This is a genomic window from Rathayibacter sp. AY1E6, assembly GCF_002931115.1.
Lineage (GTDB): Bacteria > Actinomycetota > Actinomycetes > Actinomycetales > Microbacteriaceae > Rathayibacter.
Map to the genome: position 1 here is coordinate 1 of NZ_PSVK01000026.1, position 17,049 is coordinate 17,049.

Below are 17,049 nucleotides of genomic sequence, written 5' to 3' on the forward strand. Positions count from 1 at the left end.
CCTCCCGCCTCCCCTGCCGGGTGGGCGGGGAGGCGGGAGGTGCCACCGGGCCGAAGAGCTCCGGGCAGCCTTGAAGGCTATACCCGGGCTATGTGCTCCGTCCAGCGGCCGCCGCGATCCGGCGGTTCCCCCGCCTCCGCCGTCAGCGGACGCGGACCGAGAGGCAGGTGACGCAGCCCTCGAGCTTCTCGAACTCCGAGATGTCCACGGTCAGGACGCGGTAGCCCAGGCTCTTCAGCAGCTCGGCGCTCCGGGGAGCGGAGGCGGCCATCAGGAGTGTGTCGTCGTCGAGGACGACCACGTGGGCGCCCGCCTCCTCGGGCATCGGCAGGAAGAAGGGGAACAGGCGCGGCTCGTCGACGACCGGCTCCCAGCCGATGACCGTGCCGTCGGGCAGCGCGGTCACGGCGCTCTTGAGGTGCAGCACCTTGGTCAGCGGGACCGCGACGACGTCGTACCCGCGGGGGCGGAGGATCGCGCGCAGCTGGGCTACCCCCGCCGCGTCGGTCCGGCCTCCGCGGCCGACGTAGACCGTCGATCCCACCTTGAGGACGTCGCCGCCGTCGAGCGTGCCCGGCTCCTCGATGCGGTCGACCGTCAGGCCGAGGGCGCGGACGGCCTCCTCGGCGCCCGCCGTCTCTCCGCGGCGGGACTCCGCTCCGGACCGGGCGATCACGGCGTGGTCGCCGAAGACGACGACCGCGTCCTCGAGGAAGACGGAGTCGGCGAGTCCGGGCGCCGGTGCGGCCTCGACCGTCTCCCAGCCGGCCCGCTCGAGCAGGTCGACGTACGCCTCCCACTGCTGTTGGGCGCGCTGCTGGTCGACGGGGACGCGCTCGAGGTGGGTGAGCTCGCCCGCCGAGAGGTCGGCGGCCGGGGCCCGGACGATCGCGATGCGGCGGTCGGTGACGACGGCGGCCGGAGCGCCCGTGATGCGGAGGCGGTTCCAGAGCGTGTGGCCGACGCTCGCCGCCGAGACGGTGAACGCGAGCAGGAAGACGAGGTTGAGTCCGGCGAAGGTCTGGAAGATGGAGGCCCAGACGGCGCCCGTGACGGCCTCGCCGGTGGCGCTGGCTTGGACGAGCGTGCCGAACACGGCTCCGACCACGCCCGCGACGAGTCCCGCGAGGGCGGCGCTCCAGGTGCGTCCGAGCATCCCCGCGACGGCGAGGACGAGGACGACCACGAAGCCGAGCACGCTCGAGAGCAGGAAGTAGGCGTTGACCTGCGGGATGGAGCCGGGCTGCAGCTGGTTGCCGATGAAGAAGGCCAGCAGGTTGGCGAGGTGCGCCACGAGCGCGGTCGCCGCGGCGGCGAGCAGCGCGACGAGGATCCGGCGGCCCGTCCCGGGCGCGCGGTCCCGGTTCGGGGCGGTGGTGGTCGCTGCGGTCGGGGTGTCGGGAGTGGACGCGGGCGTCGAGTCGGAAGGCACCCGGCGACCCTACGCGCCCCCGCCCGCGCCTCGCCTGTCGATCCCCTAGCAGCCCCCTAAGAGCCACTCACCGCACCGCAGAGCGGTTTCAGCGGGAATCGCGTGCCAAGCGATTCCCGTGACCGGCGACGCCCCCACTCCATGGAAAGCCTCACGTCGTGGCACCGACCACGCCCCGCCGCGCGAGGAGCGGCCGGGAAACCGCCCACCGCAAGGCAGAGCCGACTCAGCGGGAATCGCGTGCCAAGCGATTCACGCGGTCGGCGACGCTACCCGCTCCACGGAACGCACCCCGTCGCGAAGCCGACCGCGCCCCGCCGCGCAGGGAGCGGCGGGGAAGACGAGCACCGCAAGGCAGAGCCGGTTCAGCGGGGATCGCGTGCCAAGCGATTCCCGCGACCGGCGACGCTCCCCGCTCCACGGAACGCACACCGTCGCCGAGCCGACCGCGCCCCGCCGCGCAGGGAGCGGCGGGGAAGACAAGCACCTGAGTGACGGGCGCGGAGCGCCCGTCACTCAGTGGAAGAAGTGCCGCTCCCCCGTCGTGTACATCGTGACGCCGGCGCGGGCGGCCGCGTCGATGACCTCGGCGTCGCGGACGGAGCCGCCGGGCTGGACGACGGCCCTCACGCCGGCGGCGAGGAGCACCTCGAGGCCGTCGGCGAAGGGGAAGAACGCGTCGGAGGCGGCGACGGAGCCGGGGGCGCGGTCGCCGGCGCGGGTGACGGCGAGGTGGCAGGAGTCGACGCGGTTGACCTGGCCCATGCCGACGCCGACGGAGGCGCCGCCCTTGGCGAGGAGGATCGCGTTCGACTTGACGGCGCGGCAGGCCTTCCACGCGAACTCGAGGTCGAGCATCGTGTCGGCGTCGGCGGGCTCGCCGGCGACGAGCTGCCAGCCGGAGCTGACCTCGCCGGGGCCGCCGATGAAGCGGTCCGGCTCCTGCAGCAGCAGGCCGCCGGAGATCTGCTTGAACTCGCGCTCCACGGGGGCGTAGAAGTCGGGGAGCTGCAGCAGGCGCAGGTTCTTCTTGGTCTTCAGCACCTCGAGCGCCTCGGGCTCGTAGCCGGGGGCGACGAGCACCTCGGTGAAGATCTCCTTCACCGTCTCGGCCATGGCGAGGGTGACGGGCCGGTTCGCGGCGATGACGCCGCCGAAGGCCGACACCGGGTCGCACTCGTGGGCGCGGCGGTGGGCGGAGGCGATGGGGTCGATCGCCTTCGAGCTCGCGATCGCGATGCCGCACGGGTTCGCGTGCTTGATGATCGCGACGGCGGGCAGTACGAAGTCGTACGCCGCGCGGACGGCCGCGTCGGCGTCGACGTAGTTGTTGTAGGACATCTCCTTGCCGTGCAGCTGCGTCGCCTGCGCGATGCCGGTGCCGTCGGGCGAGACGTAGAGGGCCGCCTTCTGGTGCGAGTTCTCGCCGTAGCGGAGGACCTGCTGCAGGGTCCCGCGGATCTCGACCGAGCCCTCGACGCCCTCGGCCGCCTCCTGCCCGGCGAACCAGGCGGCGACGGCGGAGTCGTAGGAGGCGGTGTGCGCGAAGGCGCGGGCCGCCAGGGTGCGGCGCGCGGCGAGCGTCGTGCCGCCGTCGGCGAGGGCGGTCGCGATCCCGGAGTAGTCGGCCGGGTCGACGACGATCGCGACGTTCGCGTGGTTCTTCGCGGAGGCGCGGACGAGGGCCGGGCCTCCGATGTCGATGTTCTCGACCACGGTCGCCGCGTCGGCGCCGCCGGCGACGGTCTCGCGGAACGGGTACAGGTTCACCACGACCAGCTCGAACGCGGCGATGTCGAGCTGCTCCAGCTGCTCGCGGTGCGAGGCGAGCCTCAGATCGGCGAGGATGCCCGCGTGCACGGCCGGGTGCAGCGTCTTCACACGGCCGTCGAGCGACTCCGGGAACCCGGTGACGGCCGAGACGTCGGTGACGTCGTGGCCGGCGCCGCGGAGGGTCGCTGCGGTCGAGCCGGTGGAGACGAGCTCGACGCCGGCCGCGGCGAGCGCCGCTCCGAGCTCGAGCAGGCCGGTCTTGTCGCTGACCGAGATCAGCGCCCGGCGGACGGGGACCCGGTCGCGGTCGTCGTAGCTGCTGGGGTCGTGGGCGGTGATGCTCATGCGCGGGCGAGCTCCTCGAGGTCGACGGTTCCGTGGGCGATGTCGAGCACCGTCTGCACCAGCAGGCGACGCTCGATGGTCTTGATGCGCTCGTGCAGCGCGTCCTCGCTCTCGCCGGGGAGCACGGCGAGGCTCTCCTGGGCGATGACGGGGCCCGTGTCGACGCCGGTGTCGATCACGTGCACGGTGACGCCGGTCTCGGTCGCGCCGGCGGCGAGGGCGTCGCGGACGGCGTGGGCGCCGGGGAAGAGGGGCAGCAGGGCGGGATGCGTGTTGATCATCCGCGGGCTGAGCTCGTCCACCACCACGGGCGGCAGGATGCGCATGAAGCCCGCGCAGACGACGAGGTCGGGCTCCCACTCCCGGATGCGCCCGAGCAGGGCGGCGCCCCACTCGTCGCGGGAGGAGAAGCCGCGCGGCGCGACCGTGAAGGCGGGGACTCCGCGCTCCTCGGCGTGGCGGAAGCCCTCGGCGTCGGTGTCGCTGCCGACCGCGACGATGCGGGCGGGGAAGCCCTCGTCGCCGGTGGCGTCCAGCAGGGCGCGGAGGTTCGATCCGCCGCCGGAGAGGAGCACGACCAACTTCAGCACTGCGCAAGTCTAGGGGGACGCCTCCGCCGGCGTCAGCCGCGTCGGCTGCGGCCCGCGGCGAGGCCCAGGCCCGCGGCCAGCGCGAGCTCGAGGGCGGCGACCGCCCCGACGACGAGCGGGTCCGGGCCCACCTGGGCGAGCCGCCCGGGCCCGGCGGCGCCCGCCGAGAACCAGGCGAGGAGCCCGAGCAGCAGGCCGCCGACCACGCCGATCCCGCCGGCCGCGGCGGCGCCCCAGCGCAGCAGCGAGCGTCCGTCGAGCGCCTCGATCACGCCGCGCCGCAGCCGCCATCCCGCGGCGAACCCGGCGAGCAGCGGCACGAGCAGCCCGAGGAATCCGAAGGCCGAGTCCCCTGCGGGCAGTGCGGCGAGGACCGGGATCGACGGGATCGGTCCGAGCAGCGTCCCGGCCGCGCTCACGGAGGAGCCGGTGCCGAGGGCGAAGCCCGGGCCGATCAGCCAGCTCGCCGCCCAGATCACCAGGTTCGGGAGGAACGCCAGCTGCCCGAGAGTGAGGGCCAGGCCGCCGAGCGCCTCGGCGCCCAGGCTCTCGTAGAGCGCGACGACCGAGGTGTAGTGCACGACCAGCAGCACGGCGACGAGCACCGCCGCGACGCCGACCACGCCCGCCGCGGCGAGCGCTCCCCCGCGCAGCGACGCGAGGACGAGCCCGGGCCCCGGCGCGGGGACGCGGTCGAGCGCGGAGGCGGCCAGCTCGCCGAGGGGGTCGGCCTCGTCGCTGCGGGCGGAGTGGAGCGCTGCTCCGACGAGCACCCCCAGCGCGAAGACGAGCGGCGGCAGCAGCGTCCCCTGCAGGGGATCGACGGTGGCGGCCGGGTCCGCGGATCCGAGCGAGACCAGGAGCGCGATCGCCAGGTAGGTCGCGATCGCGACGAGGACGCCGATGGCCCGGAACGGCGACTCCTGGGCGCGGCGGCCGGTGCGCGCGCCGAGCAGCACGGTGAGGAGCGCGAACGCCAGCGGAGCGATCGTCACCGGGAAGGCGTCCGCGCCTCCGGGCAGCGCGACGGCGAGGGCGGAGTCGGGGGCCAGCGCCGCCTGCAGGTCGGCCCCGTGGCCGAGCAGCCAGGCGTCGGCGGCGACCCGCCAGAACACGCCGAAGTCGACCGTCGTGTCGTACTGCACGGCCCAGAGGACGGTCAGCGGGACGAGCGGGATCGCGATCCCGATCAGCGCCGACAGCGCGGCGTCGAAGGCGGCGAGGAGGGCGACGGTGATCCGGTTCATGGGCCTGACGAGCCTAGCGGCGGCGCGCTCGGAGGCGGGTCAGGGGCGCGCCGCCCGGCCCTCTAGTGTCGGAGCCATGACGGGGACCTCGGACGCACGGACGGAGCGCGGCCTGGACCGCCTCGTGAACTTCTCCGACGCCGTCGTCGCCATCGCCATCACGTTCCTCGTCCTCCCCCTGGTCGACGTGGTCGAGGAGGGCCGCGCGGCCGATCTGGGGTCCCTCCTCACAGGTCACTACGGCACCCTCTCCGCCTTCTTCATCACGTTCGCCGTGATCGGGCGGCTGTGGGCGGTCCACCACTCCGTCTTCGAGGGCGTGGCCCGGTACTCGCCCGCGCTCGTCGTCGCGAACTTCGTCTGGCTGGCCGCGGTCGTCCTGCTCCCCTTCGCGGCGAACCTGATCTCGAACGTGCTCGACACCGACGGCAGCGTCATCGCGCTCTACATCGGCACGATGATCGCGGCGAGCGCGGCGACCCTCGCGATGCAGCTCATCGTGCGCCGCGATCCGGATCTCCTGGCCCCGGGGGCGGAGCCGCGGCGCTCCCTCTCGAGGTCGCTGATCGTGATCGGCGTCCTCCTCGCGGCCCTCGTGCTCGCCGTCGCGGTGCCGGCCGTCAACATGTTCGCGCTCCTGCTGCTCCTGCTCTCGGGTCCGATCGAGCGCCTGGTGCACCGCGGGCGCCCCGGGGGACGCGCGGCCCACCGCCGGACGGAGCGCGGGCTCGACCGGCTCGTCAACTTCTCGGACGCGACCGCCGCCATCGCCATCACCGTCCTCGTCCTGCCGCTGGTGCAGCTGGCTCCCGAGGTCGCCCGGGAGGGCGGCGGAGTCCCGGCGCTGCTCGCGGAGCACCTGGACTCGGTCCTCGCCTTCGCGCTCTCCTTCGCGGTCATCGCCGTCTTCTGGATCCCCCACCACCGCGTCTTCGAGATCGCCGGGGACTACGACGGCGCCCTGGTGTGGCTGGACCTGCTCTGGCTGGCCGCGCTGGCGTTCTTCCCGTTCTCGACGAGCGCGCTGGCGCTGTTCCCGGACTCCCGGGCGACGATCGGGCTCTACATCGGCACGATGGCCGCGATGAGCGGGGCGCTGGTCCTGATCGAGCTGCGCCTCTCCCGGCACCCGGAGCTCAGGCGGCCCGGCACAGGGCCCCTGCCGCTCGCGCCCGCCCTGCTGCCTCTCGCGCTGCTCCTCGTCGCACTGGCGCTGGCGCTGCTGGTCCCGTCGGTCGGGCTCTGGTGGCTGCTTCTGCTCCTTCTGCAGCGGCCCGTCCGGGCACTGCTCGCGCGGCGCTGATCCTCAAGCCCCGGGCGTCCAGCCCAGCTGAGGGGCGATGCGCTCGGCGACGGCGCGCAGGATGCGCCGGTGCGACTCCACCCCGCCGACCGCCGGGAGCGTCACCGTGAGCGCGTCCGCCTCCGCGAGCGCCGGATCCGCGGCGAGCGATGCGACGATCCGCTCCGGGCTCCCGACGTGGAGGGGGCTGAAGCGCATCGGGGCGGCGATGATCGACCGGTCGGCCGTGCGGGGGCGGCCCTCGTCGTCCATCCGCGCGAGGTAGCCCTCGATGAAGGGGCGGTGCGCCTCCTCGTCGGCGGCGCCGAGCAGCGGCAGCACGATCCGGCCCGCCGTCACCCTCGACGTGCGCCCCGGGTGCGCTGCGGCGAAGGCCTCGCGGTAGGCGCGGATCTGCACCGCCTGCTGCTCGGCGAACGGCAGGCCCGTCTCCTCCGTGTTGAGCGTGGACACCTGCAGGTGCATGCCCTGCTCGCCTGCCCGGACCGCGGAGGACACCGTTCCCGCCCCGTACCAGAGCCGGTCGGCGAGGCCGGGCGCGTGCGGCTGCTGAACCAGCGGAGCGCCGACCGGGACCGACATCAGGGCCGACTCCGCGACGCCGAGCACGGCGCCCGAGAGCGCCTCGCGGAGTCGCGCGATGCGCTCCTGCGCCTCCTCGCGGAAGTCGCGCTCGGCCTGCCCGAACACCCCGTCGAAGACGGAGGAGAGATGCGCGAAGCCGCTGCTGACGCCGAGGTCGAGGCGTCCGCCCGAGAGCAGGTCCACGGTCGCGGCGTCCTCGGCGAGGCGCACGGGCGACTCGTAGCGGGCGCCGATGACCGCGGTACCGAGGCGGAGGCGGCGGGTCCGCTGGGAGGCGGCCGCGAAGAAGGTCATCGGAGACGCGAGGTAGCGCTCGAAGTGCCGCACGCGGACCCAGCCGGTGCCGTAGCCGAGCTCCTCGGCGAGCTCGAGCAGGGCCAGCCCGTCCTCGAGGCTCCGCGCGGCGTCGCCGGGCCGCTCGGGGCCCTCCGGGTACGGCACGAAGGTCAGCAGGTCGAGTCCGAGGCGGCGGGTCACGCTGCGACGCTACTCCGGCCAGACCCGCCCCGACGACGGAACGGACGGCGCCGCCCGCCGGAGCAGGGGCACCGTCCGTTCCGACGGTGGTGCGGGGAGGACGGGCGCTAGAGCGCCGCGTAGACCTCGCGGAGCAGGGCGGCCGTCTCGGACGGCGTCTTGCCGACCTTCACGCCCGCGGCCTCGAGGGCTTCCTTCTTGGCCTGCGCGGTGCCGGCCGAGCCGGAGACGATGGCGCCGGCGTGGCCCATCGTCTTGCCCTCGGGGGCGGTGAAGCCCGCGACGTAGCCGACGACGGGCTTGGTGACGTTCGCCTTGATGAAGTCCGCGGCGCGCTCCTCGGCGTCGCCGCCGATCTCGCCGATCATCACGATCGCCTTCGTCTCGGGGTCGGCCTCGAACGCGGCGAGCGCGTCGATGTGCGTCGTGCCGATGATCGGGTCGCCGCCGATGCCGATCGCGGTCGAGAAGCCCAGGTCGCGCAGCTCGTACATCATCTGGTAGGTCAGGGTGCCCGACTTCGAGACGAGGCCGATCGGGCCCTTGCCGGTGATCGTCGCGGGGGTGATGCCCACGAGCGACTCGCCCGGCGTGATGATGCCGGGGCAGTTGGGGCCGATGATCCGCGTCTTGTTCCCCTTCTCCTGCGCGTACGCCCAGAACTCCGCGGAGTCCTGCACCGGGATGCCCTCGGTGATGACGACGAGGAGGCCGATCTCGGCGTCGATCGCCTCGATGACGGCGTCCTTCGAGAAGGCGGGCGGCACGAACGCGATGGAGACGTCGGCGCCGGTGGCCTCCATCGCCTCCTTCACGGTGCCGAAGACGGGGAGCTCGACGTCGCCGTGGGTGACGGTCGTGCCGGCCTTGCGGGCGTTGACGCCGCCGACCACGTTCGTGCCGGCCTTGAGCATCAGCGCGGTGTGCTTGGTGCCCTCGCCGCCGGTGATGCCCTGGACGATGACCTTGGAGTCCTTGGTGAGGAAGATCGACATGCTTGTTCTCTGATTCCTTGAGTCGTCGGGTCCGTTACGCGGCGGCGAGTTCGGCGGCCTTGTCGGCGCCCTCGTCCATGGTCGCGGCGAGCGTGATGAGCGGGTTGGCGGCGGCCTGGAGGATCGCGCGGCCCTCCTCGACCTTGTTGCCGTCGAGGCGGACGACGAGCGGCTTCGTGGCCGAGTCGCCGAGGATCTCGAGTGCCTGGAGGATGCCGTTGGCGACCGCGTCGCACGCGGTGATGCCGCCGAAGACGTTGACGAAGACGCTCTTGACCTGCTCGTCGCCGAGGATCACGTCGAGGCCGTTCGCCATCACCTGGGCGGAGGCTCCGCCGCCGATGTCGAGGAAGTTGGCCGGCTTCACGCCGTTGTGCCTCTCTCCGGCGTAGGCGACGACGTCGAGGGTCGACATGACCAGGCCCGCGCCGTTGCCGATGATGCCGACCTCGCCGTCGAGCTTCACGTAGTTGAGGTCGTTCTCCTTGGCCTTCGCCTCGAGCGGGTCGGCGGCGTCCTTGTCCTCGAGCGCGGCGTGGTCCGCGTGGCGGAAGCCGGCGTTCTCGTCGAGCGAGACCTTGCCGTCGAGCGCGACGATGTCGCCCTCCTCGGTGAGCACGAGCGGGTTCACCTCGACGAGCGTGGCGTCCTCGCCGGTGTAGACGTCGTACAGCTTCACCAGGACGGGCGCGACCTTGGCGATCAGCTCCTCCGGGAACTTCGCCGCGCGGGCGATCTCCTCGGCCTTGGCCTGGTCGATGCCCCGGCCGGGGACGACCTCGACGCGCGCGAGGGCGTCGGGGCGCTCGACGGCGAGCTGCTCGATCTCCATGCCGCCCTCGTAGGAGGTGAGCGAGAGGTAGGAGCGGTTGGCCCGGTCCAGCAGCACCGAGAAGTAGAATTCGCGGTCGATGCGCGCACCGCCGGCGACCATGACGCGCTTGACGACGTGGCCCTTGATGTCGAGGCCGAGGATCGACTGCGCCGCGGCGAACGCGTCCTCGGGGGTCTTCGCGACCTTCACGCCGCCCGCCTTGCCGCGGCCGCCGATCTTGACCTGCGCCTTGACGACGGTGACGCCGCCCAGCTTCTCCGCCGCGGCGCGCACCTCCTCCGGCGTGTCGGCGACGATGCCCGGGAGCACGGGGACGCCGTACTTCTCGAACAGATCACGGGCCTGGTATTCGAAGAGATCCACGCTGCATTCCCATTCCGCGCCGAGCGCGCTTGCGTTTCGAGTTCGAGGTGGCCCGGACGACGCCGGAGTCTCGGCACTGTCCCTGGGCCGCGCCGAGTCTACTCCGCACCCGCCGGGGGCTTCCCGTACGGTCGCTCCGCGCCCGCCGGACGCCCGCCGGGGGCGCCGGCTCCTCCTCCGCCCGCCGCTCCCGCGTAGCGTGGAGCCATGTCGTCGGCCTCCCGCACCCCGGACGTCTTCCGCGAGGGCGTGTTCCTGCTGGCGGGCGCGCGCGCGATCCTCCTCCAGATCGCGCACCCGGCGGTCGGGCAGGGCGTCGCCGACCACTCCGACTTCGTGCACCGGGCCGTGAACCGCCTGCACGGGACGCTCTCCTACCTCTACGTCCTGCACTACGGCACTCCCGAGGACGTGCGCGCCGTCCGCCGCCGCGTGAACAGGGCGCACGTGCCCGTGCGCGGCCCCGGCTACACGGCCTTCGACCCGGAGCTGCAGCGCTGGGTCGCGGCGACGCTCACCCAGTCGATGCTGCAGCTCTACGAGGGCGCCTTCGGTGCGCTGAGCGAGGAGGAGGCGGACGACATCGTGCGCCGCTCCGTCGTCGTCGGCGCGGCCCTGCAGATGCCCGCGGACCTCTGGCCCGACTCCCGCACCGCGTTCGACGCCTACTGGGAGCGGGAGCTGGAGCGCCTCGAGGTCACGCCCGCGGCCCGCCGGGTCGCCCACGACCTGCTGGGCCCGAGCATCGCCGCCTGGTACCTGCGCCCGCTCGGCCCCTACCTCCGCCTGATCACCGCCGGTCTGCTCCCGGCGGCGCTCCGCGAGCCCTTCGGCTTCCACTGGACCGCACGGCAGGAGGCGCGGTTCGAGCGGGCGCTCTCGCGCACCTTCGCCGCCTACCGCCTGCTTCCCGCGATCGTGAGGACGGCGCCCAGCCGCTACTACCTCGCCCGGGTCCGACGCGACGCTCAGAAGCCGGCCACGACCTCCCAGCCCGCGTAGGCGGCGAGCTCCAGCCCGAGCGCCTGCGCGGCCGCACGCGCCTCGTCGATCCCGCGCTCGTCGCGCACGTCGACGGTGACCGGCACGCTGTCGCCGAACCCCGCGATCTCGACCCGCGCGCTCGTCGGACCGCTGTAGAGCGGGACGTGCGCGTCCGCGGTCCGCGCGCCGACCACTCGCGAGCCGGTCGCCTCCGCGATCACCGCGAGGGCGAACGGAGCCGTCACCACCGCATCCGTGTAGAGCGTCGCCTCGCCGCGCATCGCGCCTCCCGTCGTCCGACCCGCGGAACCGGGCCGCAGCAGTCCGACTGTAGGCAGCCGCCCGCGCCTCCCGCACCCCCTTCCGCTCGGCGCCGGGATGCGCTCTCCCCGCCCGTCCGTGCTGAACATCCGGTGCGGATCGCTCGACGCGGCCGCCCGGCGGATCTACGGTGAAGCACCCGGCATCCGCCGCGGCGGTCAACGACGACTGGAGCCTTGATGAGCATCACCGAACCCCGCACGGCCGAGGCCCCCGCCGCTCCCCCGCCCGCCGCCGGCTTCGGCACCCTCTCCGTCGCGGCCATCCTGGCGGAGGCGGCGCGGCGCACCCCTGACACGATCGCCATCCGCGTCGGCGAGCAGGCCGTCGACTACGCGACCCTCTGGCGGCAGACCCGTGCCTACGCCGGAGCCCTGCGCGCCCAGGGGATCGGACCGGGCGACCGCGTGGCCCTGCTCGTCCCGAACGTCCCCGACTTCCCCCGCGGATACTTCGCCGTCCTCGCGCTCGGCGCCGTGGTGGTCCCCGTGCACGCCCTGCTCAAGCACGACGAGATCGCCTACGTCCTGCGCGACTCCGGAGCCGTCGCGCTCGTGTGCGCCGCTCCGCTGCTCGCCGAGGGGGCCGCCGGAGCGGACCTCGCCGGCGTCCCTGTGCTGAGCGTGATGGTGCCCGACGGCACCGGCTCGCCCCTCCCGCGCCTGGAGGACCTCGCCGCGGAGGCGACCCCGATCGACGGCTACGTGCCCCGCTCCCCCTCCGACACGGCGACGATCCTCTACACCAGCGGCACCACCGGCCGCCCGAAGGGGGCGGAGGGGACGCACTTCGCGATCGTCTCGCAGTCGGACGTGCTGCTGATGAACACGTTTGACCTGCACCGCGGCGACGTGGTGCTCGGGGCGCTGCCGCTCTTCCACACCTTCGGGCAGGTCTGCGCGATGAACACGGCCTTCCGCACCGCCGCGACGGTCGTCCTGGTGCCGAAGTTCGACGGCGACGCCGCGCTCGAGGCGATGATCGCCCACGGCTGCACGGTCTTCGAGGGCGTGCCCACGATGTACGTCGCCCTGCTCGACGCCGCGACCCGGCGCGAGGACCGGCCGCCGCTGCGCTACGCGGTCTCGGGAGGCGCTGCCCTGCCCGTCGCCGTGATCGAGCGCTTCCGCGAGGTGTTCGGCGTCGAGATCTACGAGGGCTACGGGCTCACCGAGACCTCCCCGGTCGCCACCTTCAACCACGTCGGAGTCCCGCCGCGGCCGGGCACGGTCGGCACGCCGATCTGGGGCGTCGAGGTCGAGGTCGCCCGCCCCGACGTGACCGACCGAGTCGAGCTGCTCCCCCGGGGCGAGCTCGGCGAGATCGTGGTGCGCGGGCACAACCTGATGAAGGGGTACCTCGGCAACCCGGCGGCGACCGCGGAGGCGGTGATCGACGGCTGGTTCCGCACCGGCGACCTGGGCACGAAGGACGAGGAGGACTACATCCGCATCCTCGACCGCACGAAGGACATGATCATCCGCAACGGCTACAACGTATACCCGCGCGAGGTCGAGGAGGTGCTGATCGGGCACCCGGCCGTGCAGAACGCGGCGGTCTTCGGGATCCCGGACGAGCGCCACGGCCAGGAGGTGATGGCCGCGGTGATCCTCGCCCCGTCGGCGACCGCCACCGCGGAGGAGCTGATCGCCTACGCGAACGAGCATCTCGCCGCCTTCAAGTTCCCCCGCCGCGTCGAGTTCGTCGACGCCCTCCCGCTCGGGCCCAGCGGCAAGATCCTCAAGCGGGAGCTCGTCGCGCGCTACGCCGGCTGACCCCTTCCGCAAGAGGGCACACGGGAAGGGACGGACGTCAGCCGAGCAGGGACCAGACGGTCCCGGCGAGGACGGTGCCGACCGCGGCGCCCGCGAGGACCTGAGCGGGGGTGTGCGCACCGAGGCGCACCCTCGACCAGAGCACCCAGAGGACGATGGGCACGCTGATCAGCAGGGAGAGCGGTCCGTAGGCGATCAGCACGACGACGGCGCAGGTGGCGACCACCGCCGCGTGCCCGGACAGCTTCCAGACCAGGTTGACCACGCCGACGGCGAGCACCACGGCCACCGTCACCACGCCGAACGTGGTCACCGCGGCAGGAGCGCCGAGCACGGCGAGCAGTACCAGGCCGGCCGCGATCGACACCAGCGCCAGCGCGATCGGCAGCGCCCGCTCGCGCCGGTCGGGCACGTGATGGTCGCCGTGGATCCGGCCGGTGCGCATCAGCAGGCGGATGACGAGGTAGGGCACCACGCCGACGAAGAGCGCCGCGAGCGCTCCCCAGGCGACGCCGAGCAGGGGCGGATCCGCGACGCGCGCGCCGACCACGACCGGCACGAGCACCGCGAGGACCGCCGGGGAGAACACCTCCGTCGCGAGCCGCGCGGCCGCCGATCCGGCCGCCACCGGACTAGATCTTCTCGATCGGCGCGACCTTGATCAGCAGCTTCTTCGCGCCCACCTGGTCGAAGAGCACGTGCGCGACGCGCTTCGAGCCCTCGCCCGTCACCGCGTTCACGCGCCCCTCACCGAAGTCGGTGTGCCGGATGCGGTCGCCCGGGATCAGCTCGAGGTCGCCGTTGTCGCGCACCATGCCGGTGATCCGGTTCGGGAACTCGCCCTTGGCCTTCGGCGCCGCGGCGAGCGCCTCCCGGAACTCGGTGTTCGATCGCGACTTGCCGAAGCCGGGCCGCTGAGCGTTCAGGGCCCGGGGCTGCGTCCCGCCGCGCGAGGTCGCCGCGCCGGGCGACTGGCGCCACTGGATCAGCTCTCCCGGGATCTCCTGCAGGAACCGGCTCGGCATCGCGACCGACGTCTCGCCGTACTGCGCGCGGGTCATCGCGAGCGAGAGGTAGAGGCGCTTGCGGGCCCGGGTGATCCCCACGTAGAACAGCCGCCGCTCCTCGGCCGGGCCGCCGGGCTCGTTCGCCGAGATGCGGTGCGGGAGCAGGTCCTCCTCGATGCCGGTGAGGAACACGGCGTCGTACTCGAGGCCCTTCGCCGTGTGCAGCGTCATCAGCGAGACGGTGCCGGAGTCGTCGTCGAGGTCGTCGGCCGCGGCGACCAGCGAGACCTCGGTGAGGAAGTCCACGAGCCCGCCGTCCGGGTTGTTGCGCGCGAACTCCTTGGTGACGGCGATGAGCTCGTCGACGTTCTCGGCGCGGGCCTCGTCCTGCGGGTCGCGGCTGGCGCGGAGCATGTCGAGGTAGCCGCTGCGGGTGAGGAGCGCCGTCAGGACCTCGTGCACCTTCGCCTCGCCGCCCTCCCGTGCGGGGTCGAGCATCAGCGCGCACTCGTCGAGGAGGGTCGCGAGGTCGACGATCGCCTTCGTCACCTTCGGGCCCATCCCGAGCGAGCCGGCGTTGCGCATCGCCTCCCGCAGGGTCACCGCGTTGGTGTCGGCGAACGACTGCAGCTGCGCCTCCGTCGCGGGGCCGATGCCCCGCTTCGGAGTGTTCATGATGCGCCGCAGCGCCAGCACGTCGGCCGGGTTCGCCACCGTGATCAGGTACGCCAGGGCGTCCTTGATCTCGGCGCGCTCGTAGAACTTCGTGCCGCCCAGGATCCGGTAGGGCAGCGCGGAGCGGATGAAGATCTCCTCCAGCGCGCGGGTCTGCGCGTTGGTGCGGTAGAAGACCGCGATCTCGTCGTAGCCGGTGCCCGCCGCGTGCAGGCGGGCGATCTCGTCGACCACGAACTGCGCCTCGTCGTGACCCGAGTACCCGGTGTAGCCGACGATCTTCTCCCCGTCGCCGCTGGAGGACCAGAGGTTCTTCGCGCGACGATCGAAGTTGTTCGAGATGACGGCGTTGGCCGCCGAGAGGATGTTCTGCGTCGAGCGGTAGTTCTGCTCGAGCAGGATCACGCGGCAGCCCGGGAAGTCGCGCTCGAACTCGACGATGTTGCGGATGTCGGCGCCTCGGAACGCGTAGATGGACTGGTCCGAATCGCCGACGACGGTGAGCGAGGCCCCCGGGATGGAGCCGTCGGCCGTGACCGGTCCGCGGTAGGGGCGGTCGAACTGCGCCGCCGCCATCGTCGCCGGCGGCACGGGCCGGGTCAGCTCGTGGATCAGCGAGTACTGGGCGTGGTTCGTGTCCTGGTACTCGTCGACCAGCACGTGGCGGAAGCGCCGCTGGTACTTCGCGGCGACGTGCGGGAAAGCGCGGAAGAGGTAGACGGTCTGCGCGATCAGGTCGTCGAAGTCGAACGCGTTCGCCCCCTCGAGCGCCCGCGAGTAGGCCCGGAAGACCTGGAGGAACATCTCCTCGTTCGGGTCGCTGAGGTTCGCGGTGCGGGCGTAGGAGTCGACGTCGGCGAGCTCGTTCTTGAGCTTGGAGATCTTCGCGGAGGCGCTCGCGACGGTGATCCCGAGCGAGTCGGCCTCGAGGTCCTTCACGATGCGCTTGAGCAGGGCGCGCTGATCGCCCGAGTCGTAGATCGTGAACGACTTGGTCATGCCGAAGTTCTCGGCCTCGCGGCGCAGGATCCGCACGCACGCGGAGTGGAAGGTCGAGATCCACATCCCCTCGGCGCTCTGCCCCACCAGCTTCTCGACGCGCTCGCGCATCTCGGCCGCGGCCTTGTTGGTGAACGTGATCGCGAGGATCTGGCTCGGCCAGGCCTCGCCGTTGCCCAGGAGGCTCGCGATGCGCCGGGTGAGGACGCTGGTCTTGCCCGAGCCCGCACCCGCGACGATGAGCAGCGCGTCTCCGCGGTACTCGACCGCCTCGCGCTGCTGGGGGTTCAGCCCCGCGACGAGCTGCTCGTGCGCCGGGTCGGTGCGGGGCGCGTCCCCGGGGCCGCCGGGGGGACCGACGATGACCGGGGTGGCGCGGGAGTCGCTCGGATCGAAGAGGAAGCTCATGTCCCTCCGAGTGTAGATCGCCCCTCCGACACCGGGAGCGGTCAGGCGGTCCGCTGACGCGGCGCGGGAGACGTGAGCGCCCCGCCGACGTCCAGTCCGCGCCACGCGAGGGAGAAGCCGAGCACGGCGAGCGCCGACGTCGACACCGCCAGGAGCTGCAGGAGCGCGAAGGCGGTGAGGTCCTTCGTGTCGTCGGGGTAGTACTGGATGCCCTGGACGGCGAGCGCCGCGAGCAGCACCACCACGATCACCGAGCACACCAGGAGCAGCCGGTTCACCCCGCGCCGCGCGGGCCTCTTCGGCGCTCGGCCCACCTGGGCCCTGGTGGTCAGCCACGCGCAGGCGGCGGAGGCCGAGGCGAGCGCGACGAGGTCGGCCCCGAGGACGTCGCTCGCCCGGTGCCAGGAGGCGGCCATCGTCAGGTTGCCGACCAGCACCACGACCGCGCCGCCCAGCGCGAGCACGACGGTCCGCGCGCGCCCGGGGACGACCATCGCCAGGGCGAAGACCACCGAGACGGCCGCCGCGGTGTGCCCGCTCGGGAAGCTGCCGCCGGTGTACCAGGAGTCGGTGTCGACCAGCTCGGGCCGCTCGAGGACCACGTTCTTGAGCAGCTGGGTGAGCCCGGCCGTGACGACGATCGAGCCGACGGAGGCGACGGCCAGCGCCGGGCGCCTCCGGATCAGCGCGATCGCCGCGACGAGCAGGGCGCCGACGACCATGGAGAGCGGGGTGACGTCCGCGAGCGCCCCCGCGGCGGCGCCGGTGGCCCGGCCGAAGACGAGGTCGGCTCCTCGGAGCCCCGAGTTCTCGACGCCCTGGCCCTGAGGGGTGAGCACGGCGAGCCAGTAGACGACGGCGACGCCGATCACGGCGAGGACGGCGGTGGTGATCCAGCGGCGGGTGATGCGCTCTCGGGTGGACACGGGGCCTCC

At 73.1% G+C, this 17,049-nt stretch carries 14 protein-coding genes; 3 read left to right on the forward strand and 11 right to left on the reverse strand.

The genetic code is table 11. The annotated features are described in order from the left end of the window. Positions 1 to 142: 142 nt before the first annotated feature. The 4 genes from ddaH to C5C46_RS15095 form a co-directional block, all read right to left on the reverse strand. A complete protein-coding gene (gene ddaH / locus C5C46_RS17380; protein ID WP_104227290.1) occupies positions 143 to 1,432 on the reverse strand; it encodes a dimethylargininase in 1,290 nt (429 codons plus the stop codon). 516 nt (positions 1,433 to 1,948) lie between these two features. Further along, positions 1,949 to 3,550, reverse strand: coding sequence for a bifunctional phosphoribosylaminoimidazolecarboxamide formyltransferase/IMP cyclohydrolase (gene purH / locus C5C46_RS15085; RefSeq protein WP_104227291.1), 1,602 nt, complete (start codon positions 3,548 to 3,550; stop codon positions 1,949 to 1,951). Further along, entirely contained in the window at positions 3,547 to 4,140 is a 594-nt protein-coding gene (gene purN, locus C5C46_RS15090) for a phosphoribosylglycinamide formyltransferase (RefSeq protein ID WP_104227292.1), read from the reverse strand. The genes purH and purN overlap by 4 nt, the downstream gene beginning before the upstream one ends. A 32-nt stretch (positions 4,141 to 4,172) precedes the next feature. Next, complete coding sequence (locus tag C5C46_RS15095) at positions 4,173 to 5,387, reverse strand: DUF6350 family protein (RefSeq protein WP_104227293.1); 1,215 nt, start codon at positions 5,385 to 5,387, stop codon at positions 4,173 to 4,175. A gap of 76 nt (positions 5,388 to 5,463) precedes the next feature. Here C5C46_RS15095 and C5C46_RS15100 point away from each other — a divergent pair, with 76 nt between their 5' ends. Next, positions 5,464 to 6,690 (forward strand): TMEM175 family protein, encoded by a 1,227-nt coding sequence (locus C5C46_RS15100; RefSeq protein ID WP_181136537.1) that lies wholly within the window; start codon positions 5,464 to 5,466, stop codon positions 6,688 to 6,690. A 3-nt stretch (positions 6,691 to 6,693) separates the two neighbouring features. Here the strand turns inward: C5C46_RS15100 and C5C46_RS15105 are convergent, their stop codons facing one another. From C5C46_RS15105 to sucC, 3 genes are all read right to left on the reverse strand, one after another. Then, positions 6,694 to 7,752, reverse strand: coding sequence for an LLM class flavin-dependent oxidoreductase (locus C5C46_RS15105; protein WP_104227295.1), 1,059 nt, complete (start codon positions 7,750 to 7,752; stop codon positions 6,694 to 6,696). Positions 7,753 to 7,859: 107 nt separating this feature from the next. Next, complete coding sequence (gene sucD / locus C5C46_RS15110; RefSeq protein ID WP_104224929.1) at positions 7,860 to 8,747, reverse strand: succinate--CoA ligase subunit alpha; 888 nt, start codon at positions 8,745 to 8,747, stop codon at positions 7,860 to 7,862. A gap of 34 nt (positions 8,748 to 8,781) precedes the next feature. Beyond that, entirely contained in the window at positions 8,782 to 9,945 is a 1,164-nt protein-coding gene (gene sucC, locus C5C46_RS15115) for an ADP-forming succinate--CoA ligase subunit beta (RefSeq protein ID WP_104227296.1), read from the reverse strand. A gap of 207 nt (positions 9,946 to 10,152) precedes the next feature. Here sucC and C5C46_RS15120 point away from each other — a divergent pair, with 207 nt between their 5' ends. Further along, entirely contained in the window at positions 10,153 to 10,947 is a 795-nt protein-coding gene (locus C5C46_RS15120) for an oxygenase MpaB family protein (protein WP_104227297.1), read from the forward strand. Here the strand turns inward: C5C46_RS15120 and C5C46_RS15125 are convergent. Beyond that, a complete protein-coding gene (locus C5C46_RS15125) occupies positions 10,914 to 11,210 on the reverse strand; it encodes a hypothetical protein (RefSeq protein ID WP_104224926.1) in 297 nt (98 codons plus the stop codon). The genes C5C46_RS15120 and C5C46_RS15125 overlap by 34 nt on opposite strands. 219 nt (positions 11,211 to 11,429) lie before the next feature. Between C5C46_RS15125 and C5C46_RS15130 the strand changes: the two genes are divergently transcribed. Continuing rightward, positions 11,430 to 13,025, forward strand: coding sequence for a long-chain fatty acid--CoA ligase (locus tag C5C46_RS15130; protein ID WP_104227298.1), 1,596 nt, complete (start codon positions 11,430 to 11,432; stop codon positions 13,023 to 13,025). 37 nt (positions 13,026 to 13,062) lie between these two features. On the opposite strand, the gene C5C46_RS15135 is transcribed toward C5C46_RS15130, so the two are convergent. From C5C46_RS15135 to C5C46_RS15145, 3 genes are read right to left on the reverse strand one after another with little or no spacing between them, the layout of a single operon-like run. After that, positions 13,063 to 13,653: a phosphatase PAP2 family protein gene (locus C5C46_RS15135; protein WP_104227299.1), complete on the reverse strand. Its 591-nt coding sequence runs from the start codon at positions 13,651 to 13,653 to the stop codon at positions 13,063 to 13,065. A 4-nt stretch (positions 13,654 to 13,657) separates the two neighbouring features. After that, positions 13,658 to 16,114 carry an ATP-dependent helicase gene (locus C5C46_RS15140; protein WP_104227300.1) on the reverse strand — a complete coding sequence of 819 codons (2,457 nt, stop codon included), beginning with the start codon at positions 16,112 to 16,114 and terminating at the stop codon, positions 13,658 to 13,660. A 41-nt stretch (positions 16,115 to 16,155) separates the two neighbouring features. After that, positions 16,156 to 17,040: a phosphatase PAP2 family protein gene (locus tag C5C46_RS15145; RefSeq protein WP_104224743.1), complete on the reverse strand. Its 885-nt coding sequence runs from the start codon at positions 17,038 to 17,040 to the stop codon at positions 16,156 to 16,158. Between the last annotated feature and the right edge of the window lie 9 nt (positions 17,041 to 17,049).

Excerpts from the sequence above, each read along its gene's own strand:
- purH (WP_104227291.1), bottom strand. The coding sequence starts at position 3,550 with ATGAGCATCACCGCCCACGACCCCAGCAGCTACGACGACCGCGACCGG.
- C5C46_RS15095 (WP_104227293.1), bottom strand. The coding sequence starts at position 5,387 with ATGAACCGGATCACCGTCGCCCTCCTCGCCGCCTTCGACGCCGCGCTG.
- C5C46_RS15100 (WP_181136537.1), top strand. The coding sequence starts at position 5,464 with ATGACGGGGACCTCGGACGCACGGACGGAGCGCGGCCTGGACCGCCTC.
- sucD (WP_104224929.1), bottom strand. The coding sequence starts at position 8,747 with ATGTCGATCTTCCTCACCAAGGACTCCAAGGTCATCGTCCAGGGCATC.
- C5C46_RS15120 (WP_104227297.1), top strand. The coding sequence starts at position 10,153 with ATGTCGTCGGCCTCCCGCACCCCGGACGTCTTCCGCGAGGGCGTGTTC.
- C5C46_RS15125 (WP_104224926.1), bottom strand. The coding sequence starts at position 11,210 with ATGCGCGGCGAGGCGACGCTCTACACGGATGCGGTGGTGACGGCTCCG.
- C5C46_RS15130 (WP_104227298.1), top strand. The coding sequence starts at position 11,430 with ATGAGCATCACCGAACCCCGCACGGCCGAGGCCCCCGCCGCTCCCCCG.
- C5C46_RS15140 (WP_104227300.1), bottom strand. The coding sequence starts at position 16,114 with ATGAGCTTCCTCTTCGATCCGAGCGACTCCCGCGCCACCCCGGTCATC.